At 50.0% G+C, this 22,737-nt stretch carries 21 protein-coding genes; 10 read left to right on the plus strand and 11 right to left on the minus strand.

Annotation, left to right across the window (positions count from 1 at the left end; genetic code table 11):
* Positions 1-23 precede the first annotated feature (23 nt).
* Entirely contained in the window at positions 24-233 is a 210-nt protein-coding gene (gene cspC / locus DCX48_01870; GenBank protein ID QXE13362.1) for a cold shock-like protein CspC, read from the plus strand.
* Between the two features lie 107 nt (positions 234-340).
* On the plus strand, positions 341-1,171 hold the full coding sequence (locus DCX48_01875) for a 23S rRNA (guanine(745)-N(1))-methyltransferase (protein ID QXE13363.1): 831 nt from the start codon (positions 341-343) through the stop codon (positions 1,169-1,171).
* A gap of 170 nt (positions 1,172-1,341) precedes the next feature.
* On the opposite strand, the gene mntP is transcribed toward DCX48_01875, so the two are convergent.
* The 5 genes from mntP to manX form a co-directional block, all read right to left on the minus strand.
* Positions 1,342-1,905, minus strand: coding sequence for a manganese efflux pump MntP (gene mntP / locus DCX48_01880; protein ID QXE13364.1), 564 nt, complete (start codon positions 1,903-1,905; stop codon positions 1,342-1,344).
* A gap of 428 nt (positions 1,906-2,333) precedes the next feature.
* A complete protein-coding gene (locus DCX48_01885) occupies positions 2,334-2,792 on the minus strand; it encodes a DUF986 domain-containing protein (protein QXE13365.1) in 459 nt (152 codons plus the stop codon).
* A gap of 74 nt (positions 2,793-2,866) precedes the next feature.
* Positions 2,867-3,709, minus strand: coding sequence for a PTS mannose transporter subunit IID (locus DCX48_01890; GenBank protein ID QXE13366.1), 843 nt, complete (start codon positions 3,707-3,709; stop codon positions 2,867-2,869).
* Positions 3,710-3,723: 14 nt separating this feature from the next.
* Positions 3,724-4,521, minus strand: a complete 798-nt coding sequence (locus tag DCX48_01895) for a PTS mannose/fructose/sorbose transporter subunit IIC (protein ID QXE13367.1) — start codon at positions 4,519-4,521, stop codon at positions 3,724-3,726.
* A 177-nt stretch (positions 4,522-4,698) separates the two neighbouring features.
* Positions 4,699-5,667, minus strand: coding sequence for a PTS mannose transporter subunit IIAB (gene manX, locus DCX48_01900; protein QXE13368.1), 969 nt, complete (start codon positions 5,665-5,667; stop codon positions 4,699-4,701).
* Positions 5,668-6,233: 566 nt separating this feature from the next.
* Here manX and DCX48_01905 point away from each other — a divergent pair.
* Entirely contained in the window at positions 6,234-7,790 is a 1,557-nt protein-coding gene (locus tag DCX48_01905) for a TerC family protein (protein ID QXE13369.1), read from the plus strand.
* A 122-nt stretch (positions 7,791-7,912) separates the two neighbouring features.
* On the opposite strand, the gene DCX48_01910 is transcribed toward DCX48_01905, so the two are convergent.
* Together DCX48_01910 and DCX48_01915 are read right to left on the minus strand one after the other, a co-directional pair.
* Positions 7,913-8,743 carry an isochorismatase family protein gene (locus DCX48_01910; GenBank protein ID QXE13370.1) on the minus strand — a complete coding sequence of 277 codons (831 nt, stop codon included), beginning with the start codon at positions 8,741-8,743 and terminating at the stop codon, positions 7,913-7,915.
* A gap of 30 nt (positions 8,744-8,773) precedes the next feature.
* Positions 8,774-9,406: an NADPH-dependent F420 reductase gene (locus tag DCX48_01915; GenBank protein QXE13371.1), complete on the minus strand. Its 633-nt coding sequence runs from the start codon at positions 9,404-9,406 to the stop codon at positions 8,774-8,776.
* Positions 9,407-9,508: 102 nt separating this feature from the next.
* Between DCX48_01915 and DCX48_01920 the strand changes: the two genes are divergently transcribed.
* A complete protein-coding gene (locus DCX48_01920; protein ID QXE13372.1) occupies positions 9,509-10,450 on the plus strand; it encodes a LysR family transcriptional regulator in 942 nt (313 codons plus the stop codon).
* Positions 10,451-10,608: 158 nt separating this feature from the next.
* Here the strand turns inward: DCX48_01920 and DCX48_01925 are convergent, their stop codons facing one another.
* The 3 genes from DCX48_01925 to pabB form a co-directional block, all read right to left on the minus strand.
* Positions 10,609-11,973, minus strand: a complete 1,365-nt coding sequence (locus DCX48_01925) for an L-serine ammonia-lyase (GenBank protein ID QXE13373.1) — start codon at positions 11,971-11,973, stop codon at positions 10,609-10,611.
* Positions 11,974-12,446: 473 nt separating this feature from the next.
* A complete protein-coding gene (locus DCX48_01930) occupies positions 12,447-13,040 on the minus strand; it encodes a CoA pyrophosphatase (protein ID QXE13374.1) in 594 nt (197 codons plus the stop codon).
* Positions 13,037-14,491 (minus strand): aminodeoxychorismate synthase component 1, encoded by a 1,455-nt coding sequence (gene pabB, locus DCX48_01935; GenBank protein QXE13375.1) that lies wholly within the window; start codon positions 14,489-14,491, stop codon positions 13,037-13,039. The genes DCX48_01930 and pabB overlap by 4 nt, the downstream gene beginning before the upstream one ends.
* Before the next feature lie 126 nt (positions 14,492-14,617).
* Between pabB and DCX48_01940 the strand changes: the two genes are divergently transcribed.
* The gene (locus tag DCX48_01940; GenBank protein ID QXE13376.1) at positions 14,618-14,854 is read left to right on the plus strand and encodes a YoaH family protein; all 237 of its coding nucleotides are present in this window, start codon (positions 14,618-14,620) and stop codon (positions 14,852-14,854) included.
* A gap of 168 nt (positions 14,855-15,022) precedes the next feature.
* Here the strand turns inward: DCX48_01940 and DCX48_01945 are convergent, their stop codons facing one another.
* Positions 15,023-15,367 carry a RidA family protein gene (locus DCX48_01945; GenBank protein QXE13377.1) on the minus strand — a complete coding sequence of 115 codons (345 nt, stop codon included), beginning with the start codon at positions 15,365-15,367 and terminating at the stop codon, positions 15,023-15,025.
* A gap of 194 nt (positions 15,368-15,561) precedes the next feature.
* Between DCX48_01945 and DCX48_01950 the strand changes: the two genes are divergently transcribed.
* The 5 genes from DCX48_01950 (at position 15,562) to DCX48_01970 (ending at position 22,509) form a co-directional block, all read left to right on the plus strand.
* Positions 15,562-17,481, plus strand: a complete 1,920-nt coding sequence (locus DCX48_01950) for an ATP-dependent DNA helicase (GenBank protein ID QXE13378.1) — start codon at positions 15,562-15,564, stop codon at positions 17,479-17,481.
* A 114-nt stretch (positions 17,482-17,595) separates the two neighbouring features.
* Entirely contained in the window at positions 17,596-18,297 is a 702-nt protein-coding gene (gene tsaB, locus DCX48_01955) for a tRNA (adenosine(37)-N6)-threonylcarbamoyltransferase complex dimerization subunit type 1 TsaB (GenBank protein QXE13379.1), read from the plus strand.
* 224 nt (positions 18,298-18,521) lie between these two features.
* The gene (locus DCX48_01960; GenBank protein QXE13380.1) at positions 18,522-19,160 is read left to right on the plus strand and encodes a Slp family lipoprotein; all 639 of its coding nucleotides are present in this window, start codon (positions 18,522-18,524) and stop codon (positions 19,158-19,160) included.
* A gap of 397 nt (positions 19,161-19,557) precedes the next feature.
* A complete protein-coding gene (fadD, locus tag DCX48_01965) occupies positions 19,558-21,243 on the plus strand; it encodes a long-chain-fatty-acid--CoA ligase FadD (protein ID QXE13381.1) in 1,686 nt (561 codons plus the stop codon).
* A 141-nt stretch (positions 21,244-21,384) separates the two neighbouring features.
* Positions 21,385-22,509, plus strand: a complete 1,125-nt coding sequence (locus DCX48_01970; GenBank protein ID QXE13382.1) for a ribonuclease D — start codon at positions 21,385-21,387, stop codon at positions 22,507-22,509.
* Positions 22,510-22,737 lie beyond the last annotated feature (228 nt).

Below are 22,737 nucleotides of genomic sequence, written 5' to 3' on the forward strand. Positions count from 1 at the left end.
AACAATTAAAGGAAATATTTGAAATGGCAAAGATTAAAGGTCAGGTTAAGTGGTTCAACGAGTCTAAAGGCTTTGGTTTCATCACTCCTGCTGACGGCAGCAAAGATGTATTCGTACATTTCTCTGCAATTCAAGGCAACGGCTTCAAAACTCTGGCTGAAGGCCAGAACGTAGAATTCGAAATTCAGGATGGCCAGAAAGGTCCTTCCGCAGTAAACGTCACTGCGCTGTAATTTTACAGCTCTGTTGCAAAACCCGCCATGGTGCGGGTTTTTTGTTGTCTGCGTTTTATCTGCATCCGTGATGCAATAAAGACGTTTTTAATGAGGAAAATGTGCCGATGAGTTATCAGTGTCCGCTATGCCAGTTACCTCTGGAGCGACACCCGCGGCAATGGACGTGTGGTAAACATAGTTTTGACTGTGCGAAAGAAGGGTACGTCAACCTGTTGCCAGTACAGTTTAAACGTTCGAAACAACCCGGCGATAGCGCGGAAATGATGCAAGCCCGGCGCAGCTTTCTGGAAGCCGGTCATTATCAACCGCTACGCGATGCTGTCGCACAACAGCTTGATAATGTTGTGGCCGATGACGCCGCAGCGTTGCTGGATATCGGCTGTGGGGAAGGGTATTACACCGCAGAGCTTGCACATCGTCTTACATCGCGCAGGGCGATGACGATATATGGGTTGGATGTGTCCAAAGCAGCGATTCAACGTGCGGCAAAGCGGTATGACAACGTTGAGTTCTGTGTTGCTTCCAGCCAGAGATTGCCTTTTCGCGATCAATCCCTTGATGCTGTGGTAAAGATTTATGCGCCGTGTAATGACGCGGAGTTACAGCGTACTATTAAGATTGGCGGCTGGGTGGTGACGGTGTCTCCGGGGCCTAGACATCTTTATCAACTGAAGTCGGAAGTTTACGATGAGGTGTTATTGCACCCGAGCAAAGATGAAGTGCTCGCAGGTTTTCAGCTTATGGATCGGCAGACACTCGCGTATCCCATGCAGTTATCCGGAAGTGGGGCTGCTGCGCTATTGCAAATGACGCCTTTCGCCTGGCGGGCAACACCTGATGTGAGTGAACGGTTGCAGGCAACTACGCAGTTTAGTTGCGAAACGGATTTCATTATCCGCCTCCATCAGCGTGTTGAGAGTGATGCTGGCGCGTGATCGGCAAGAATAAAAACGGGCTGCCCGTTGCTTTTATACCCTAAATAATTCGCGTTGAGTGAAGGCGGCAACTGCGCGAATCCCCAGGAGCTTACATAAGTAAGTGACTGGGGTGAGTAAGGGCTGCCAACGCACAAGCAACGTGAAGTATGACGGGTATATCAGGCGGCCTAGCCGAGATGTTCGTACAGGATATTACAGCCGATACCAATCAGAACCAGCCCACCTATAATCTCTGCTTTTTTACCGAGAATCGGACCGATGTAGCGGCCAATCATCATCCCAAGCGTAACCATAATCATTGTGGCACAACCAATAACCATTGCAGTATGGAAAATATTGACCTGAAGGAAAGCCAAACCAACGCCAATCGCCATGGCATCCAAGCTGGTGGCAATGGCCGTGCAGACCAACAGCGCCAGACTATGATTTTTGACTTTTTCACAGCGGCAGTCGGGAGAGTCTTTAAACCCTTCAACGACCATGCGGCCACCGAGAATCAATAACAGCGTAAATGCAACCCAATGATCCCATTCGAGAATATATTGACTGGCAAAAAAACCAAGCGCCCAGCCGATGAGCGGGGTGATCGCTTCGATAACGCCAAAAATGAGACCAGTACGGATCGCATCACGGAAACGGGGATTATGCAGGACGGCACCTTTACCGATTGACGCGGCGAAGGCATCCATTGACATAGCAAATGCTAGGATAAGTGTTGCTGACATATTCATTGTAAACTATAGCCTCGGCTGGACGATTAACCATATACACGCAGATCATCCCCAACCCGAATGATGATGCTACGTGTCTATGGTCTCGCCTGCCAATCACGCTTGGCCGCCCGCACCACGCTTTATGCTCCGATAATATGGAGATAGAACGAGTATGTTGATACGAGCATTTCTGACGAGTTACTATGAATAGTAATTAATCAGAAATCGGCTACTCCCCAATGACGGCGCAACCTTACCATATTATTTATGATGCAAACAACACTAAAAGTTTTAGGTGTTAATAATGCAATTGATAATTATTTTCATTTGGCGGGTGGTGACGAAAAATTGTATAAAATAACGTCAAGGTTATTGAGGTTAAAATACCATCAAAACATGAGGGGTATATCTCAGGCTATTTTAAATGATTTGAACGAAAACTTACCTTATTGATTATCAATCATAAATTTATATATTTTTTCTAAATCATCGAGCTGAGTAACCTGTATCAATAAACGGCGTTTCTCAAGGTCGATAACTAATATCCCATCCTCAGATAAATTCATATTTTTAATTCTGCTATAAGGAATGAATATATTCGCATAAAAGAAACCGGTTGATTTAAACAGCAGTTTGGGGCGGCGAATATAGGCCAGATAGCACGCCATGAAGGCCAGGGAAATCAAAAGATAGGTTGTGATGATGGCACCATTACTCATCACATTCTGATAAATAAGAATGCCCACTAAACCGATAAAAATCAGCGTATCGAGCCGGTTCATTCTCTTTAAAGGCACGAGGAGCCGTGTTTTTCCTTTGAGTTTATCCATGATGAACTCGTCATAGATGGCATAAGCCAGTGCTAAAGCAATCAACACCACCAGCGCGATATCTGTCATCGTCATCCGTATTTTCCTTGTCCGTTATGTGTCCGTGAATAAAAAAACAGCCGGACGCGTTTACGCCCGGCTATTGAGTATTACACGCCGAGCAGGCCGATCCAGTATCCGAAGATACCAATGGCGAAGAAGCCCATAATCAGCCACAGCGCGTTCACCTTGCGCCGTAACAGCCACATACAACCGAACGTCAGCAGTAGGGGAACGAGCCCCGGCATGAGTTGGTCAAGGATGGATTGAACCGTGGTTACCGTGGTTTCCCCGTTTTGGTTTGTCACCGTCGACACCACCATCGGAATGTTGACGTGCGTCCATTTATTAACCAATGCCCCCATAACGAACAAACCGAGGATAGAGGCCGCTTCGGTCATTTTTTGCAGAAAGCCGCCGCCCATATCACTAACGATATCGATCCCTTTGCGATAGCCGTAGGCTACGCCATAGTAACGTACCAGTAGGCGAATCAGGTTAAACAGGACAAAGAAGAGTACCGGTCCTAGCAGGCTGCCGCTCATGGCAATCCCCGCGCCTAGCGCAGCGAATACCGGACGTGCGGTGCCCCAGAATATCGGGTCGCCGACGCCAGCCAATGGCCCCATCAGCCCGACTTTTAGGCCGTTTATCGCTGCGTCGTCAATGGGGGCACCGTTAGCTCGTTGCTCTTCCATTGCCATGGTTACGCCGAGTATCGGAGCGGCAACAAAAGGCTGCGTATTGAAGAATTCCAGATGGCGCTTTATCGCTTGCTTACGCTCTTCTGAATTTTCAGGATAAAGACGACGAATCACTGGCACCATGGAAAAACAGAAACCGAGTGCCTGCATACGCTCAAAGTTCCAGGAGCCTTGAAACAGGTTGGAACGGATAAACACCGCGCGGATATCGCCGTCAGTGAGTTTTTTGACATTCGTATTTTCGACCATTTTTCTCACTCCTGTTAATCCAGTTCGTTATCAAGACCGTTATTGCCTGATGTAACAGACTGGCCTTGAACCTTGTTATATTTCGGGCTGAGTTGGATATACAGCACCGCCATCACAATACCGATTACGCCCAGAGCGACCAGATTGAACTCAGTGAACGCGGCGGTAACGAAGCCAAGATAGAAGAATGGCATCAGGTAGCCCGCACGCATCATGTTGATGACCATCGCGTAACCGACGACGACAATCATCCCACCGGCGATATTCAGGCCGTTGGTGACAACGTCCGGGATGGAGTTCAGCAGGGCGTGAACAGTGTCAGTACCGACAGAGACCGCGACAATAACGGCAGGAATCGCGATACGCATCGCTTGAAGCAGCAGGGCGGAAACGTGAATCCAACTGATGGCCGTCAGGTTACCTCGCTCTGCCGCACTGTCTGCTGCATGCTGGAACGCAACCGTGATGGTACGAACAATGATGGTTAATACTTGCCCCGCAGCGGCGAGTGGAATCGCCAGAGCAATCCCGGCGCCGATCCCCTGGCCACCAGCAATAACCAGAATGGTTGAGATAATGGAAGCCAGCGCCGCATCCGGTGCGACTGCCGCACCGATGTTCATCCAGCCTAGCGCGATCATTTCTAGCGTACCGCCAATAATGATCCCGGTTTTTAAATCACCTAATACTGCGCCAATCAGCGTACAAGCGACGAGTGGACGGTGGAACTGGAATTCATCGAGAATCGAACCCATCCCCGAAACACACGCGACGATAAATATCAGCACAATTTGAAGTGTGGTAATCTCCATCGTACTTCTCCTATAAAATGCGTCTGAGTAAAAATAAATCGCCATCCCTATTGATTTTCTATGTCGACATAAAGCTTTTCAATACCGACATAAATACATATCTTGAAAATCGTCAGGTCTATAAAACTATTATTGATGGTGATGTTAGCGTTAATAACCTTCGTATCGCGACAGGCATCAACGCGGCATTTTGTTAATCAAGTCCATCATTTTAATCCGGGAATCGGTTGATACTTTACGAACCTCCAATTCAATACCGCGTTTATCTAATTCACGGAATGCCACAATATCCTTCTCATCGATAGAGACGGCATTATTTACCTGCGTTTTCCCCTGTTTGAATGCCATCCCGCCAATATTGACCGAGGTGATTTTTACGCCATTTTCGATCAGCGTTAATACATCCGTCGGATTGGTGAATAGTAGCATCACGCGATCGGCAGCATATTTTGGGTTGTCATAAACACGAACGGCTTTTGCCACATCCACCACGTGCGCGGTAACGCCCGGTGGCGCAACCTGAGTCAGCAACGTTTTACGCACGTGATCGGCAGCGACTTCATCGCTGATAACAATAATGCGCGAAACATTGGTTTCTTTCGTCCAGCGGGTGGCGACCTGGCCATGAATCAGACGGTCGTCGATACGTGCCAACCCAATCTTCATATGTTCGCCGGGACCTGCCGGTATAGGTACAGCGTTGGATTTGGGGGGCGGTGGGGGAAAAAGAGGAGCTGCTTTGAGTTTTTCCTGATGCTTCAGGGCTTTTACGCCATCTCTGCCGGCTTCCAGTGCGATAGAAACCAGATCGGAGAAGGACGGATTATCATCCCGAGCCATAAAGGTTTCCGCTAGCATGGGGATATTCACACCGGCGATAACATCATGGTTTTCTTTGTCAGTGACGAGGCGACTGGCGGCGTTAAACGGGCTGCCGCCCCAGGTATCAACGAGAAACAGCACGCCTTGCGATGTGTCTAAGTGCGTGAGTTTTTCCTGATATTTTTCTATCAATGTTTCGGCGTTTTCTCCGGGAACGAAATCGATCCAGGCGACATTACTTTGTTCGCCAAGAATCATTTCTGCTGTCTTTAACAGCGGTCCCGCAGTGGCGCCGTGAGTGCATAACATGATTGCAATACTCACTTGCTACCTCCTCACGTTCACGATCAAAAGAGTCAATGTGTCAGGAAACAGGGTTAACGCTGAGCTACTGAATGTTAACCGTCGCGGTATTAGTATGGCTGCAAGAAAAAATTTTACCGTGGATTCATGACATTCACTGTGTTCCTCCAGGTTGTCAGGCGAGAAATCGTGACTGACGGATTTATTTTACTTATCGAAAAAATAAATAGTGTGATGATGCTCTAATGCTGACCAGTTAAGCAGGGGGCTAAAATGGGGCGAAATAGGAAAATTTGAACGCGTTATCAATGCGAAGCTGGTCTACGAAATTCTTTGTGAAAAATGGTAACAACCTGTTAGAGTAAACATCCCATAAATTGCTTAGGAGCACCGGGCATCAGCCCTTCCCATGGACTGTCACCGACAAACTGTTCTCTGTTTTCCCGCTAATGCTGGCGGTTTTCTGTACACAGCTGGTCACTCAGACCACATTCAGAATCTCTCTGATTCACATCAACTCTTTTTATTACCATTCAATGCGGTTCATGCATTGATGTCATCTGCTCGTTCATTTTCTGGAGTCTGACATGGAATTTTTGCTAGATCCTTCAATCTGGGCAGGCCTATTGACGCTGGTGGTACTTGAAATTGTTCTGGGTATCGACAATTTGGTGTTTATCGCCATTTTGGCGGATAAATTACCCCCCAAGCAGCGAGATAAAGCCCGCATTATCGGTTTAAGCCTGGCGTTGTTCATGCGTCTGGGCCTGTTGTCTTTGATTTCCTGGATGGTCACACTGACGCGTCCATTGTTTAGCGTTGGCGATTTCAGTTTCTCGGGTCGTGACCTGATTCTGCTGTTCGGCGGGGTATTCCTGCTGTTTAAAGCCACAGTGGAGTTGCATGAACGGCTAGAGAATAAAACGCACGATGGCAACGGCAATCGCGCTCATGCCAGTTTCTGGGCGGTGGTTGCGCAGATCGTCGTGCTGGATGCCGTATTCTCGCTGGATGCCGTCATTACCGCGGTGGGGATGGTCGATCACTTGGGCGTCATGATGACGGCGGTGATCATTGCAATGGGCGTCATGCTGATTGCTTCTAAGCCACTGACCAATTTCGTCAACGAGCACCCAACGGTGGTTGTCCTGTGTCTCAGCTTCTTGCTGATGATTGGTCTGAGCCTGATGGCGGAAGGTTTCGGTTTCCACATTCCGAAAGGTTATCTGTATGCAGCGATTGGTTTCTCTATCTTGATCGAACTGTTTAACCAAATTGCCCGTCATAACTTTATGAAACATCAGTCGCACCGACCTTTGCGTGAACGTACCGCCGAGGCCATTCTGCGCCTGATGGGCGCACGTAAAAACACGGACGACGTAGATGCGGATGAACCGCAGAAGAAACTCACGACAGAGGAATTCGCCGAAGAAGAGCGCAATATGATCAGCGGTGTGCTGACATTAGCCTCGCGTTCGCTGCGTAGCGTGATGACGCCGCGTACTGAAATTTCCTGGGTGGATAGTGGCAGTTCTGTCGAACAGATCCGGATGCAATTGCTGGACACGCCTCACAGCCTGTTCCCAATATGTCGCGGCTCTCTGGATGAAATTATCGGTGTCGTCCGTGCTAAAGATCTGCTGGTGGCGTTGGAAACACAGACCGATGTGGAAAGCTATGCCGCCGCCAATCCGCCAATTGTGGTGCCGGAAACGCTGGATGTGATAAACCTGCTGCCCGTTCTGCGTCGTGCGAAAGGTAGTCTGGTTATCATCGCCAACGAGTTTGGTGTGGTGCAAGGGTTGGTGACGCCGTTGGACGTGCTGGAAGCGATTGCGGGTGAATTCCCGGATGAAGACGAAACGTTGGATATCATCCCAGACGGCGAAGGTTGGTTGGTGAAAGGCGGAACGGACCTCCACGCTTTACAACAGGTAGTGGATAGCAGCGTTCTGGTTGATCCGAAGGAAGAGTATGCTTCACTGGCGGGGATGCTGCTGGCACATAGCGATGAGTTCCCGAAAGTCGGTGCCATCATCGAGTTGTACAACCTGCGCTTCCATATCATTGAGGTTTCCGAATACCGTATTGAACTGGTGCGTGTAGAACGTATCGTCGATCGGGAAGAGGATGAATCCGCGTAATTAGCGCTTTGCGAGTCATAAATAATCTGGAATCAGGTCTCTGATTCCAGATGAACGAAGTGATATGACACCCTGTGAGCGGTGCGCTGACAGGGTGTTTACTTGTTTGGTTCGGATGTATATTACTTCACCACTTTGAACGGGTCTGGAACGGTATGTTGGTTAGCATTGTTCCAATAGTTCTGTAATACCCAGCCATATTCTGGCAATCCATTAATAAATGGTGGAAGCATCGCGTCAGCGGTTGGGTTTTTCCAGTCTGCCTGTAACTCAGCACCCAGCGCAAACACACTTTCAAGCTCAGCGCCTGCTGCGGTCATTCTCTGCATCGCGGCATCTGCTTCGTATTTGCTCCATGCACCAGATGCATCAACAACAGGATATACTTGGTACCCATCATTGATCATTGCTAACGTCGGTAAGGTTACACACGTTCCCAATGTGACACCGGAAATGATAATGTGCCGACGCCCAGTTTTAGCCACTAAATCTTCTAAAGCTTTACGGAACGTCGGATCTTCATAAGCATTGATAATACCCGTACGACGGTAAATCGGCTGATCTTTGAATATTTCTTTCAATTCCGGCAGTGTATCGCCATTTTGCCATTGTGCATTGGAACTTGTAATTAATACGGGAATATTCAATGCCTTCGCCATCTGCGCCAAGGCAATAACATTATTTTTATAGCCTGATGCCTGTTGAAAGTCTCGAACACTTGCCATCAAACCCACTTGGTGATCGACAAACAGCATAATGCTGTTTTCAGGCGTTGGCTTATCATAAGCTACGCGACCCGCTTTACGTGCTTCTGAAGGACTCGCCTTATATGGCAAAACTTTGTTCGTAATAGGACTAACAATATCTGTTGATTTCTGTTCCGCAAAAGAAAATGAAGAAACACAAAGTATGGTTAAAGCGAGAGAGAGTTGAGTCAATTTTGTACGTGGCATAGTTATCTCGAAAAAATAATAAATAGTGATTTAAATACGACTAATCCAAGTCGGCGCAATTTGAGTGCCTTTATTTGCTCCGTACCCAAAATAAATATTGAGTCCGCCAAGCGGCTCCAGATAACGTGAATTTTTTAGGCCACCCGAATATATTGGAGAGAACCCTATACTTTCGATTAATTCACGGACAGATTCTTTTGCGGATTCGCTATCTGTGGCATAAAAAGCAGGGACAGTGGCATTTTGGGCGAATTTTGCTCCTTCTGACAAAACTTGAGCAAAAATGGTGTTAAATGCTTTAACAACAATAGCCTCCGGAACCATTTTTGCGATTTCTTCTCCCGCTGAGGTGCTATGCCCAAGGGTTAGTCCCATGTAGTCGGCTGTGAGTGGGTTGGTTATATCAACAATCACTTTCCCTTTTAGATCGCCAAGCGAGCGTAATGCGGAGTGCGCATCGTTGTAACCTACCGCCAAAATCGCTATGTCTGAATCCTGCAACGCGCCACCAGACTCGACTGCCACAGCCCCCGGATATTGAGCGGCAAGCGCTCTGGCTTTTGTGAGATCGCGAGCGGTTACACGTACTTCATGCCCAGCTAACGTAAGTTGCTTGACGAACCCTTGTCCCATATTTCCAGTACCTATAACGGCAATTCTCATTGTGTAATCCTCGTGTAATAAAAGTATCAACGACACTTTATTAGTAATGCTGATAATGATAAATAAGGGGTAAATAGATATATTGTCTCTTTGGAGGAGACTATGGATAAATTGCAGGCGATGACGACCTTTGTTGCGGTAGTTAAGGCAGGAAGTTTTGTCAAAGCGATGGAAAGTACCGGGTTTTCTAAACCGGCAGTGTCACGACAAGTTATTGAACTTGAAAAGTTTTTGGGTGTGAGGTTACTCCACCGCACCACTCGACGCATTTCTTTGACGAGTGAAGGCGAGACTTATTACCAGCGCTGTAAAGAGGTGTTATCGGTTATCGAGGAGGCTGAAAATCAAGTTTGTGCACGCGCCAATCAAGCTCATGGGCGTTTGCGAATCGGTGTACCGCAGGATTTCGGTGTACTTCAATTGACTCCACTATGGGCACAGTTTATGGATAGAAACCCGAAAGTTGAGCTTGATATTGTTCTTTCTGATCGTAACGTCGATCCAGTGGAAGAAGGCTACGATTTAGTGGTTCGCATCGGCAATTTACCTGATTCAACGCTGGTATCCTCTCTGTTGGCAACAACGCGTCTGATATTGTGCGCCTCACCCGAATACCTTCGCTTACGGGGGACACCAACACACCCGACAGACTTAGATAAACATGTAGTCATTGCTTATAGTTATAACGCCAGTGGCAACGAATGGTTATTCTGCAAGGAAAAAAGAGAACAGGTAAAGGTTAGCACCCATCCGCGTCTCAATGTTAATAGCGGCGCAACATGCCGACTTCTCGCGATTGAAAGCCAAGGGATAATCTTGCAACCAGATTTTCTGGTACACAGTGATATTATAAAAGGGAAATTAGTCGAAATTATCCCAGAATGGCAAGCGCAAACACTGGAAATACATGCCCTTTACCCCACACGCATCCTATTGCCCCTTAAAGTGCAACTTTTACGTGACTTTCTATCTGATTCTTTACGTCCCAAGCCATGGTTATCGCCCGCTTATGACCCGTGGGAAAAATTGTTAACAGGAAACTGAATGTTTAATCATTGAATATCTGCCTATTACGACAAATAGCGCTTAGCTCTTTAAGATTAAGACGGCTTTATTAAATAAATTGAATTTTCAGAGATAGCCAGAAGATGTGGGAAAGGATGGCGGGGATACCCCGCCTCCTGTTCGATCGCCGAGTACTTTTAATCACACTGCACTTTGATCGCCAATCCGCCCCGTGAGGTTTCACGGTATTTGGCATTCATGTCTTTACCTGTCTCATACATGGTTTCAATCACCTTATCCAGCGATACGCGTGCTTCACTGGTACGGCGGATGGCCATCCTAGCAGCATTAATTGCCTTAACGGAAGCAATCGCGTTACGTTCAATACACGGAACCTGTACTTGACCCGCAACCGGATCGCAGGTTAAGCCCAGATTGTGTTCCATACCGATCTCGGCGGCGACGCAAACTTGTTCCGGGCTAGCACCCATTAGCTCTGCCAGTCCCGCTGCTGCCATGGAGCAGGCTACGCCCACTTCACCCTGACAGCCCACTTCGGCACCGGAGATGGAGGCGTTCATTTTATACAGAATGCCCACTGCGCCCGCGGCGAGGAAATAACGAATATAAATGGTCGGACTAACCGGCTCGATGAAGTGATCATAATAGGCGAGGACAGCTGGGACGATGCCGCACGCGCCGTTTGTTGGTGCCGTCACCACTCGGCCCCCAGCGGCGTTTTCTTCATTTACCGCTAGCGCGAACATATTAACCCAGTCCACTACGTTCATCGGGTCGTTGGACAGCTTATCGGAAGACACCAGTATACGACGCAGCGCAGAGGCACGGCGTGGAACGCGCAGCGGGCCGGGCAAAACGCCTTCGGTATTTATACCGCGATCGATACAGGCACGCATCGTCTGCCAGATATCAGCAAAATAGGCGTCAATATCCTGACGACTGTGTAGCGCCAGCTCGTTCCGCATGACCATCCCGGAAAGTGACAGACCACTCTGCTTGCAGTGATCCAATATCTCTTTGGCGGAATTGAATGTATAGGGAACGGAGACATCGGTAGTGGCATCTTTGCCAAAATTCTCTGCATCAACGATGAAGCCACCGCCGATGGAGTAATAGGTTTTACTATAAATTTCTTTATTGCTGGCAAAGGCGGTGATCGTCATGCCGTTTTCGTGCAGTGGCAGATTCTCGCTGCGGAAAACCATGCCGCCTTCGCGTGGGAAATCGACCTCATGCTGCCCGTTAGCCAGCAGCAGGCGTTGGCGTTGCTCAACATCACGGATAAATCCGGGAATCGCATCAATATCAACGGTATCCGGCATGTTGCCCGCCAGACCCATGATGATAGCGATATCCGTATGGTGGCCTTTACCCGTCAGCGACAGAGAGCCATAAACATCGACGGCAATACGCGTGGTCGCAGTCAGTAAATTCTGATTGATCAATTCATCGACAAATTGCTTACCGGCTTTCATCGGTCCAACCGTATGAGAGCTAGAGGGGCCAATACCGATCTTAAACATGTCGAAAACGCTTATCACGCGAAACTCCTCAAAGACTCAGGATCGTACCCACTACTCTCTGGCTGCCTGCTTCCAGCGTCTTCATCACCATCAGATAGTTATACTCGTCGCACTTCAAGATGAGCCTCGCCCTAAAGAGCCAACGCTAACGTATTGCCCTGAAACTCGAATTATGTAGAGTCATTGCTGCAAACTACCTGGCGATTCTGATTCTGGCGAGACATGGCCTGAATTGTAGTGGGTATATACCCAAAGATTAGAATAAAACTCGTCAAATCGCGCTATTTTAGTGTGGAATATGTTGTAAGACTTTCTTTTTCGCATGAAATAAACTTATGCCAATGCATAATTTAACTTATCTCAAATATGACCTAAGTCATTGTAAATTATCTATCTGAATGGTTTTTGTTCGGCAAGGCTGCATTGAAGGTGATGATAATTAGTGAGAGAAAAGAAGTGCCGAGCAAAAGCCGCAGAGTGCGGCTTTGTACTTAGGGCCTGTCGGAAATCTGTAAAGCAAGCTGGTGGATGATGGCGGCAGTCAGTCCCCAGACAAACTGCTGCTGATACCAGGAGAGATAAACCCGGTGCCGTTGCTGTTTACGCTCAATATCCAGCGGATAATAGCGCGTCAATGCGAAAGCCTCATCCAGCGGCATTTCAAACAGTTCGGCGACTTCATCTTCATTGGGGTGAAAGCGTGTCTGTGCGGCGATCAGCCCGACGACGGGCGTGACTTGAAAGCCGCTAACGCTATCCAACGGCGGTAGCACGCCCAACACCTGTACATTCTCCGGTGGGATAGCCACTTCCTCCTGCGCTTCACGCAGCGCCGTTTCTATGATTGAACGATCCGTTTTGTCTGCCGCGCCGCCGGGGAACGCGACTTGTCCGGCATGCTTACGGAGATCGGCAGAACGTCGGGTCAATAATAGCGTGGGCGTAGGATGACAAATAATCGGCACCAGAACCGCAGCCTGACGTTGTTGATGAACCGGCCGTAGCGACGGTGGAAGCTGTAACTGAAAGCGCGTAATAAAGTCGTTCAGCGCAAACGCCGTTGGCGGCAAGGCGATCTCACTCATTTACTCGGTACCTGAGTTATTTGGGAATCCTCCAGTAGGGGGAGAATGCGGCCCACTTTATCAAACGTTTCCTGATATTCAGCCTGTTCCTGGCTATCGGCGACGATGCCGCCACCCGCCCAGCAGTAAATTCTGCCGTGTTCGGTTAATAACGTCCTGATGGTGATGTTAGTGTCCATGGTTCCACACAGGCTAATGTAACCGAGGCTGCCGCAGTAAGCATTGCGGCGCTGAGGCTCTAGTTCTTCAATAATCTGCATAGCACGGATTTTTGGTGCGCCGGTAATCGATCCTCCGGGGAAACAGGCGCGTAGCAGTGTGGTGGCAGGGCAATCTTCCGGTAGCTGTGCTTCAATCGTACTGACTAGATGATGTACCGCGGGAAAAGGTTCGACGACGAACAACTCAGGTACACGAACGCTGCCCGGAACCGCGACGCGGCCAATATCGTTGCGCAGTAGATCGACAATCATCAGGTTTTCAGAGCGATCTTTCTCGGAACTTGCGAGCCGTACTGCCTGCTGTTTATCAGCATCCGGGTCTGCGAGGCGCGGTAATGTCCCTTTAATCGGGCGCGTTTGAATGTGATTGTTTTCCAGCCAGAGAAAGCGTTCCGGCGACACGCTGATTACCGTATTTTCCGGCAGGCGCAGGAAGGCAGAAAAGGGCGCTTTATTTCCTGCGGACAGTTGTACAAACGCCTGCCATTCATCGCCCGCATAAGCGGCAGAAAAACGCTGCGCCAGATTGACCTGATAGCAATCGCCCGCCAGAAGATAGTCCTGTATTTTGCAGAATTTTTCACCGTATGCGTCGCGTGACATATTCGGTTGCCAGTCGCTGGTGAGGTTGAAACCGACTTTCGTCGTGTTAACGGGCGGGTTGGCTAACCAGTCAAGTCGCGCCTGAAGAGAATGATGTACGATCAGCGTTAGTGTTTGCCGGTGATGATCGGCAATCAGCGCCCAGTCGTATAATCCAATCGCCATGTCTGGCAGGTCGATATCCTGTTCTGCCTGTGTGGGCAACGTTTCAATCTGACGCCCCAAATCGTAGCCGAACAGGCCAAGTGCGCCCCCCTGAAAAGGGAAATCAAGGTGGGTTTCGGTGGGTAGCGCCAATGCATCCAACTGTTGCTGCAGCAGAGTAAATGGATCGCTCTCTACTGTATTCGTTACGCCGTCACTTGTGATTTCCGTCTTGCCCCCCCGCGTGCATAGCGTGACTCGCGGGTCAGCGACCATGACATCGAAGCGATTGTGCGGATGATCGGCAAACCCCGAATGCAGCAACATAGCCCACGGCTGTTGAGAAAAGGGCGCAAAGCGATCGAACAATACGTTCGGGTAGTAAGGCAGCGCGTGATAGAGAACGGCGGAGCCTGTCGCGGTGGCCGAATCGTTTGCAGAATCTCTTGTATGAGTGACGTGAGTCGTATTGGCGGCAGTCATGTTTTTCGTGTTGTGTCTACTATGGCAGCAATTTTACTGACCACAGCGTACCACAAAGCAGAAATGCTGGTGTATGCCGAAGCGGGCATGCGATGATACGGCGAATTGATCAAACAGGAAATTATCATGATTGCAGGTATGCCCGCGCTGACACACAAACAGCAGCAAGATGCCGTAGAGCGCATTCAGGAGTTGATGTCTGAGGGCATGAGCAGTGGACAGGCTATCGCGCTCGTCGCGGCGGAAATTCGCGAAAACCATACGGGTGGCAACGTCGCGATGATGTTTGACGATGACGACATGATTAATGACAGCGATGATGAATATCATTTTGACGATGGTGAGGAAGAGGAAGAGCAGTAAGCGCGCTTCCTCTATACCTGTGTAACTTCAAGTTGCATGGGCGTTGGTCGCACTTAAATGCTCGCCCTAACGGGCCAACGCTTTGCGTTGTTCAAGCCGTTAACGTTTTGTCCTGAAACTCGAATTATTTAGGGCATAGGCAGGTATATGTACATAAGGGGTTATGGTTTATACCGCCGCTATTGCTTTTATTTCGACTTTAAATTTCGGATGCATCAACTTCGCCTGCACGGTACAGCGTACGGGCGCGCTGCCAGCCACGACCCAAGCATCCCACGCGGCGTTCATCGCAGCAAAATCATCGGCGTCGGCGAGAAAAATCGTCACGTCCAGCAGCGTGCTCTTATCCGTTCCCGCCTGTTTTAGGACTGCATCTATCGTGCTCAGCGCGTTTTCCGTCTGCGATTGAGCGTCGTCATCCAAATTCTCCGGCACGCTGGTGTAATAGAGCGTGTTGTTGTGGATGACAGCGTCTGACCAGCGTGCTTCAGGATTAATGCGTGTGATCGCCATGGGTGAAATTTCTCCTAACGTAATAAAAGCGAATCGCCAAGCCTAACACAGTAGCTGTCGGCACGGGTTCCTGATTTAGGGTGGTAGCGGCGAGTGACTCTTGGCATAATCAGCGCGATATTTTTGCCGCGGCCTGAAACGGCTAGAGGCTTATAGATTTACTCTAAATAATTCCTTTGATAAAGAGAGCTGGCGTGACGAACGATCGGGTAATCGATGATTTTGCTAATGACGGCGCGCTGGCGAAAGCGATCACGGGCTTCAAGCCTCGTGAACCACAGCGGCAGATGGCGCAGGCCGTCATGCGGGCCATTGACGACAAAACGGCGCTGGTGGTGGAAGCAGGAACCGGAACGGGTAAAACCTATGCTTACCTTGCGCCTGCTTTGCGTTCAGATAAAAAAGTCATCATTTCAACTGGGTCGAAAGCGCTACAGGATCAGCTCTATAGTCGTGACTTACCGACGATTGCGCAGGCGTTGAAGTACAAAGGCAAATTAGCGCTGTTGAAAGGCCGCTCGAACTATCTCTGTCTGGAACGGCTTGAACAGCAGTCGCTAGGAGGCGGTGATTTGCCCGGTGAAACGCTGAGCGAACTGGTCAGGCTGCGCGGCTGGTCGTCGGAAACAACGGAAGGCGATGTCACGACCTGTGCAGGCGTGGCCGAAGATAGCGCGATCTGGCCATTAGTGACCAGCACCAACGATAACTGTCTGGGCAGCGACTGTCCGCATTATAAAGAATGCTTCGTAGTGAAGGCGCGGCGCAAAGCGATGGATGCCGATATCGTGGTGGTCAATCATCATCTTTATCTGGCGGACATGGTGGTGAAGGAGACGGGGTTCGCCGAGCTGATCCCGGAAAGTGATGTCGTTATTTTCGATGAAGCCCACCAGATTCCCGATATCGCCAGCCAATATTTTGGCCAACAGCTTTCCAGCCGCCAACTGCTGGATTTGGCAAAAGATATCATCATTGCCTACCGCACCGAAGTACGTGATGCCTCTCAACTACAAAAAAGTGCCGATCGTCTGACGCAGAGTACGCAGGACTTCCGGCTGGCGCTGGGCGACCCGGGGTTTCGCGGCAATCTCCGCGATGTGCTTGAACAGCCGTCGCTTCAACGTGCGCTGCTGCTGCTGGATGATGCTCTGGAGCTGTGTTACGACGTCGCGAAACTGTCACTCGGCCGTTCTGCGCTGCTGGATATTGCCTTTGAACGTGCAACACTTTATCGCAACCGGCTGAAACGACTGAAAGAGGTTCAACAGCCGGGCTACAGCTACTGGTACGAATGCAATTCGCGTCATTTCGTATTGGCACTGACGCCATTGTCCGTCGCCGATCGCTTTCGCGAACTGATCAAGGAGAAGCCCGCGGCCTGGGTGTTTACCTCCGCAACGCTGTCTGTTAACGATCAACTCTTCCACTTCACCGATAGGCTGGGGTTGGATAACGCAAAGACGCTCCTCTTGCCGAGCCCGTTTGACTATGCCAATCAGGCACTGCTCTGCGTCCCTCGTAACCTGCCGGAAACTAATCGTCCCGGTGCGGCGAAAAAGCTGGCGGCGATGCTGCGACCGTTGATTGAAGCGAATCAGGGACGCTGTTTTATGCTGTGTACCTCGAATCAGATGATGCGCGATTTAGCTGCAGAGTTCCGCGCCACGCTGACGCTACCGGTGCTGTTACAAGGGGAAACCGGCAAGGCGCAACTGTTGTCACAGTTTGTCTCGGCGGGTAATGCCTTGCTGGTGGCGACCAGCAGCTTCTGGGAAGGCGTGGATGTGCGCGGTGATACGCTCTCCTGCGTCATTATCGATAAACTGCCGTTTACCTCACCGGACGATCCGCTGCTGAAGGCACGCATTGAGGATTGTCGTCTGCGCGGCGGTGAGCCGTTCGACGATGTGCAGGTTCCCGATGCGGTGATTACCCTGAAACAAGGCGTGGGTCGCCTCATTCGTGATGTCGACGATCGCGGTGTGATTGTGATTTGCGATAATCGACTGGTGATGCGTCCGTACGGTGCCGTGTTCCTTAACAGCTTGCCGCCGACACCGCGTACCCGCGATATTCAGCAAGCGATTACTTTCCTGACGCGTAACACCTAATCTCCGTTGACGATTGCCGTATGGCCTAACCGATGGTGGGAAGGGCTGCGGCACGACAGGGGCTTATGCTATGATACGGGTTATTAAGATTTATTTATCCTGCCTGAGGTTGGCATGTCTACGCGAATTCTAGCGCTTGATACCGCAACGGAAGCCTGTTCCGTTGCACTCTGGAATGAAGGTGAAATTCATTCTCTGTTCGAAATTTGTCCCCGTGAACACACGCAACGTATCCTGCCGATGGTTCAGCAGGTGCTGGCCGACAGCGGCCTGACGCTCAAGGATCTTGATGCGTTGGCCTTTGGTCAGGGGCCAGGAAGTTTTACCGGTGTGCGGATTGGTATTGGTATTGCGCAAGGGCTGGCGCTGGGTGCGGATCTACCGCTACTCGGCGTATCGTCACTGGCGACCATGGCGCAGGGCGCTTTCCGCCTGATGCAGGCGACGCAAGTGCTGGCTGCCATTGATGCGCGGATGGGAGAAGTGTACTGGGGTTGTTATCAGCGTGATGCTAACGGCGGCTGGCAGGGGGAATCCGAAGAAGCCGTATTGAAACCTGAACAGGTGCAGGCGTTAACTGCCGCGCTGTCAGGCGAATGGGCCACGGTAGGAACCGGGTGGGAAACCTACCCTGAACTGGTCAATCATTCCTCCCTGATTTTAGCGAAGGGGGGCGTGCTGTTGCCACAGGCGCAGGACATGTTACCGCTGGCCTGTCAGCTATGGCAGGCAGGGAAAGCGGTCAGCGTCGAGAATGCGCAACCGCGTTATCTGCGTAATGAAGTGACCTGGAAAAAACTGCCCGGCCGCGAATAGGTAAAACGCACATTTTGCGTGATGTATACCGGTAATACTTCAAGCTGCATGTGCGTTGGCTGCGTTTACTCACCCGAATCACTTACCTGAGTAAGCTCATCGGGATTCCCTCTCTTGCCGCCTTCCTGCAACTCGAATTATTTGGGGTATATAACGGCAATAAACAGCAACTTATTCGATACTGAGCAGTCTAACGATCAGATATCTGAAGAGGGGGGTGTGCCATGCTTGTACAGATAAAAAGCGTACAGATGAAAAGTATGCACATGAAAAATCTGAGACAGAAAAAAGCCCGCCTCTGTATGGTGGCTGCGACAGTGCTGCTACTTTCAGGCTGTGTCACGGTGCCGGATGCCATCAAAGGCACATCGCCAATGCCGCAGGACGATCTCGTTCGTGTAATGAATGCGCCGCAAATTTATGTCGGTCAGGAATCCCGCTTTGGCGGACGGGTGGTTAGCATCCGTAATGAAGCGAATAAAACGCGCCTTGAGATAGCCAGCATGCCGCTGGATAGCGGTGCGAAACCGCGGCTGGATATGCCGTCAGAAGGGCGCTTTATTGCCTATGTAAATCGCTTTCTGGAACCTGTCGATTTTAAAGACCAACTGGTGACGGTTGTAGGGCCCATTGTCGGCACTGAACAGGGTGCTATTGGTGATAAACCTTATCGCTATGTCGTGATCGACGCACAAGGCTACAAACGCTGGAATGTCGTGCAGCGTCTGATGGTGCCGCCCGGTGGTTATGGCTATGGTCCGTGGGGATGGCGCGCGGGTTACGGTTACGGCTGGGGCCCTGGATGGGGATTTGACGGCGGTTGGCCTAGTCCTGCACGGATTGAGAATATCGTGACAGAATAAGAATAGGGCTATTTTACTTGTCATTTTGAACTAGGGCAGTGCTCAAACAAACGCAATTGCGTTTGAACGCCACTTGGGGCGGCCCGCAGGGTGAGCGTAGCGAATAATCCTCACGTACTACGTGTACGCTCCGGTTTTTCCGCGCTGTCCGTGTCCAAACTGACTGCGCCAATAACGCCCTATGGGGTAGGCTCTAAAATTATTTTGTTCGACATAAAGAGATCAGGCGACGCAGGTCGCCTGATTTTTTTTGAATAAAGAATAAATTAGTGATCGTTCTCGCAACCTTCACATTGTTTGTTAGCTAACTGGTAAGCTGAGTTAAAATAATGTTAATAACAATATGCCTTTGAGGGCGACGACGATGCCACTAAAAAAATATCTCGGGAGTGACGTCTTGGAAAAAATTTGGTTATCTCGCTATCCGGCGGACGTACCGGCGGAAATTGACCCGGATCGCTATTCGTCGTTGATTGACATGTTTGAAAATAACGTAAAGCGTTACGCCGATCGACCTGCATTCATCAACATGGGTGAGGTGATGACGTTTCGCAAGTTGGAAGAGCGGAGCCGGGCGTTTGCGGCCTATTTGCAAAATCAGCTTAAATTGCAGAAAGGCGATCGCGTGGCGCTGATGATGCCCAATCTGCTGCAATACCCTGTTGCGCTGTTTGGTGTGCTGCGTGCGGGTATGGTGGTCGTCAACGTTAACCCGCTGTATACGCCACGGGAACTGGAACACCAGCTAAAAGATAGCGGAGCCAGCACCATTGTTATTGTGTCTAACTTTGCACATACGCTGGAAAAAGTCGTTCATAACACGGCGGTGGAGCACGTTATCTTGACCCGCATGGGCGACCAGCTATCCACGGCAAAAGGCACTCTGGTTAACTTCGTCGTGAAATACATTAAGCGACTGGTGCCCAAATATCATTTGCCTGATGCAATCTCGTTTCGTCGCGTGTTACAGGAAGGGCGACGTCAGCAGTACGTTCGGCCTGATATCATCAATAGCGATCTCGCCTTTCTGCAATATACCGGCGGCACGACGGGCGTGGCGAAAGGCGCCATGCTCACGCACCGCAATATGCAGGCGAATGTGGCACAGTGTCTTGCGGCTTATGGCCCGGTGTTGAAGGAAGGGAATGAATGGGTGGTAACGGCGTTGCCGCTGTACCATATTTTTGCTTTGACGGCTAACTGTCTGCTGTTCTTTGAACTGGGCGGGCAGAATCTGTTGATCACCAATCCTCGAGATATTCCTGCGGTGGTAAAAGAACTGAAACAGTATCCTTTTACTGCGATTACGGGCGTCAATACGCTGTTTAATGCGTTGTTAAATAATAAAGAATTCCATGAGCTTGATTTCTCGACACTGCGATTATCCGTTGGCGGAGGCGCGTCGGTGCAACGGGCAGTCGCGGAACGTTGGGAGAAGCTAACGGGTAAACATCTGCTTGAGGGATACGGGTTAACAGAAAGCTCCCCCTTGGTGGCCGTGAATCCCTACGATCTCAAACATTACAGCGGCAGTATCGGGCTGCCAGTGGCCTCAACGGATGTCAGAATCATTGACGATAACGGCAACGACGTTGGGCCGGGCGAATCCGGTGAACTGTGGGTACGCGGACCGCAGGTGATGTTAGGGTACTGGCAGCAGCCTGCCGCCACGGATGACGTGTTAAAAGACGGTTGGTTGGCGACAGGTGACATTGTCACGGCTGATGATGAAGGATTCCTGCGAGTGATCGACCGTAAGAAAGATATGATTCTGGTTTCCGGTTTTAACGTCTACCCGACGGAGATTGAAGACGTGATCAGCCGTCATCCCAAGGTATCCGAGTCGGCGGTGATTGGGGTCGAAAATGAGGTTTCCGGTGAGGCGGTAAAAGCCTTTGTGGTCAGGCGTGATAACTCGTTAACAAAAGAGGAACTCATTACGCACTGTCGTCGTAATCTTACGGGCTATAAAGTGCCGAAAGAGATCGAATTCTGTGAGGATCTGCCAAAATCCAACGTCGGAAAAATTCTGCGTCGTGAATTACGTGACGATAAGAAGGCAAAGAAAGACGCTGCTGCCTGACGATTTTCCGCGAAAAACGACTGCCAGAGAGAGGCAGGACGCGATATGATGTTTTCACGCCGGTTTATCCGGCGTTCTTTTTTATAGCGATACGGATTTTACTCAGAACCGTAAAGTAAAAACAACCAAGAGAATGACGTTTTGAATTATCAGTTGATCACTTCCGACATCGGGTTACAACAGGTTTGCTCTCAGGCGCGACGCTTTCCGCAGGTGGCATTGGACACGGAGTTCGTCAGAACCCGTACTTATTACCCGCAATTAGGGTTGATTCAATTGTATGACGGCGAACAGCTTTCACTTATCGACCCGTTAACGATTACAGATTGGGCACCTTTTCAGGCGTTACTGCGTGACGAAGAGGTCACTAAATTCCTGCATGCAGGCAGCGAAGATCTGGAAGTGTTTCTCAATACGTTTGGAACATTGCCGACGCCTTTCATTGACACACAGATTCTGGCCGCATTTTTAGGCAAACCGCTTTCTTATGGTTTCGCTGCGCTGGTGGCCGACTACATGGGCGTGTCGCTGGATAAAAGCGAGTCGAGAACGGACTGGCTTGCCCGACCGCTAAGCGAAAAGCAGTGTGACTACGCGGCCGCCGATGTGTTCTACCTGCTGCCGATGGCCATTCAACTGGTGGCGGATACGGAAACCGCAGGGTGGATGAACGCCGCGCTGGACGAATGTCTCCTGCTTTGTCAGCGTAAACAGGATATTTTAGCACCGGCGCTGGCCTATCGTGAATTTGGCAATGCCTGGCAGCTACGTGGCCGAAATCTGGCTTGTCTTCAGCGCCTGGCTGAGTGGCGCTTGCGCAAAGCGCGTGAGCGGGACAGTGCGGTGAATTTTGTCGTACGTGAAGAGAACCTCTTGCAGGTAGCGCGCTGTCTGCCTTCTTCGCTGGGAGAACTGGGTTCACTGGGGCTGAGTGGCCCGGAGATCCGCTATCACGGCAAAACGCTGCTGGACTGTGTTGCACAGACGGACGGTATTACTGACGCAGATTGCCCACCGCCAGTGATTAATTTGATCGACCATCCGGGCTATAAGAAAGCGTTTAAAGACATCAAAGCGCTGGTACAGCGTGCGAGTGAACAGAGTGGATTATCCGCCGAGTTATTGGCATCTCGTCGCCAAATTAATCGCCTGCTGAACTGGCACTGGAAATTAAGCAGGCAAGATGCTGGTATGCCGGAAATGTTGTCCGGCTGGCGCGGCCAGTTATATGGCGACGAACTGCGTGAAATTGTGCAGGGCTATTAATCACCGGTAAACGAGTGCTCTCCATTCACCTTATTTGTTGCGATGATTCAATTATAAAAGCAGCAAATAGGGTGACGAGAATACGGCGAAAAAACAAAGCAAGAAAAAATAACTGGCTAAATATACAGTTATATTGTGAAGTGAAACGCACGCAATTTGAAGTATGACGAATATACCCTAAATAATTCGAGTTTCAGGAAGGCGGCAAGAGAAGGAATCCCGATGAGC

The sequence above is a fragment of the Pectobacterium atrosepticum genome, assembly GCA_019056595.1.
Classification (GTDB): Bacteria; Pseudomonadota; Gammaproteobacteria; order Enterobacterales; family Enterobacteriaceae; genus Pectobacterium; species Pectobacterium atrosepticum.

Coding starts and splice junctions, on each gene's coding strand:
- cspC (QXE13362.1), top strand. CDS start 24: ATGGCAAAGATTAAAGGTCAGGTTAAGTGGTTCAACGAGTCTAAAGGC.
- DCX48_01875 (QXE13363.1), top strand. CDS start 341: ATGAGTTATCAGTGTCCGCTATGCCAGTTACCTCTGGAGCGACACCCG.
- mntP (QXE13364.1), bottom strand. CDS start 1,905: ATGAATATGTCAGCAACACTTATCCTAGCATTTGCTATGTCAATGGAT.
- DCX48_01885 (QXE13365.1), bottom strand. CDS start 2,792: ATGACGATGACAGATATCGCGCTGGTGGTGTTGATTGCTTTAGCACTG.
- DCX48_01890 (QXE13366.1), bottom strand. CDS start 3,709: ATGGTCGAAAATACGAATGTCAAAAAACTCACTGACGGCGATATCCGC.
- DCX48_01895 (QXE13367.1), bottom strand. CDS start 4,521: ATGGAGATTACCACACTTCAAATTGTGCTGATATTTATCGTCGCGTGT.
- DCX48_01905 (QXE13369.1), top strand. CDS start 6,234: ATGGAATTTTTGCTAGATCCTTCAATCTGGGCAGGCCTATTGACGCTG.
- DCX48_01910 (QXE13370.1), bottom strand. CDS start 8,743: ATGCCACGTACAAAATTGACTCAACTCTCTCTCGCTTTAACCATACTT.
- DCX48_01915 (QXE13371.1), bottom strand. CDS start 9,406: ATGAGAATTGCCGTTATAGGTACTGGAAATATGGGACAAGGGTTCGTC.
- DCX48_01920 (QXE13372.1), top strand. CDS start 9,509: ATGGATAAATTGCAGGCGATGACGACCTTTGTTGCGGTAGTTAAGGCA.
- DCX48_01930 (QXE13374.1), bottom strand. CDS start 13,040: ATGAGTGAGATCGCCTTGCCGCCAACGGCGTTTGCGCTGAACGACTTT.
- pabB (QXE13375.1), bottom strand. CDS start 14,491: ATGACTGCCGCCAATACGACTCACGTCACTCATACAAGAGATTCTGCA.
- DCX48_01940 (QXE13376.1), top strand. CDS start 14,618: ATGATTGCAGGTATGCCCGCGCTGACACACAAACAGCAGCAAGATGCC.
- DCX48_01945 (QXE13377.1), bottom strand. CDS start 15,367: ATGGCGATCACACGCATTAATCCTGAAGCACGCTGGTCAGACGCTGTC.
- tsaB (QXE13379.1), top strand. CDS start 17,596: ATGTCTACGCGAATTCTAGCGCTTGATACCGCAACGGAAGCCTGTTCC.
- DCX48_01960 (QXE13380.1), top strand. CDS start 18,522: ATGCTTGTACAGATAAAAAGCGTACAGATGAAAAGTATGCACATGAAA.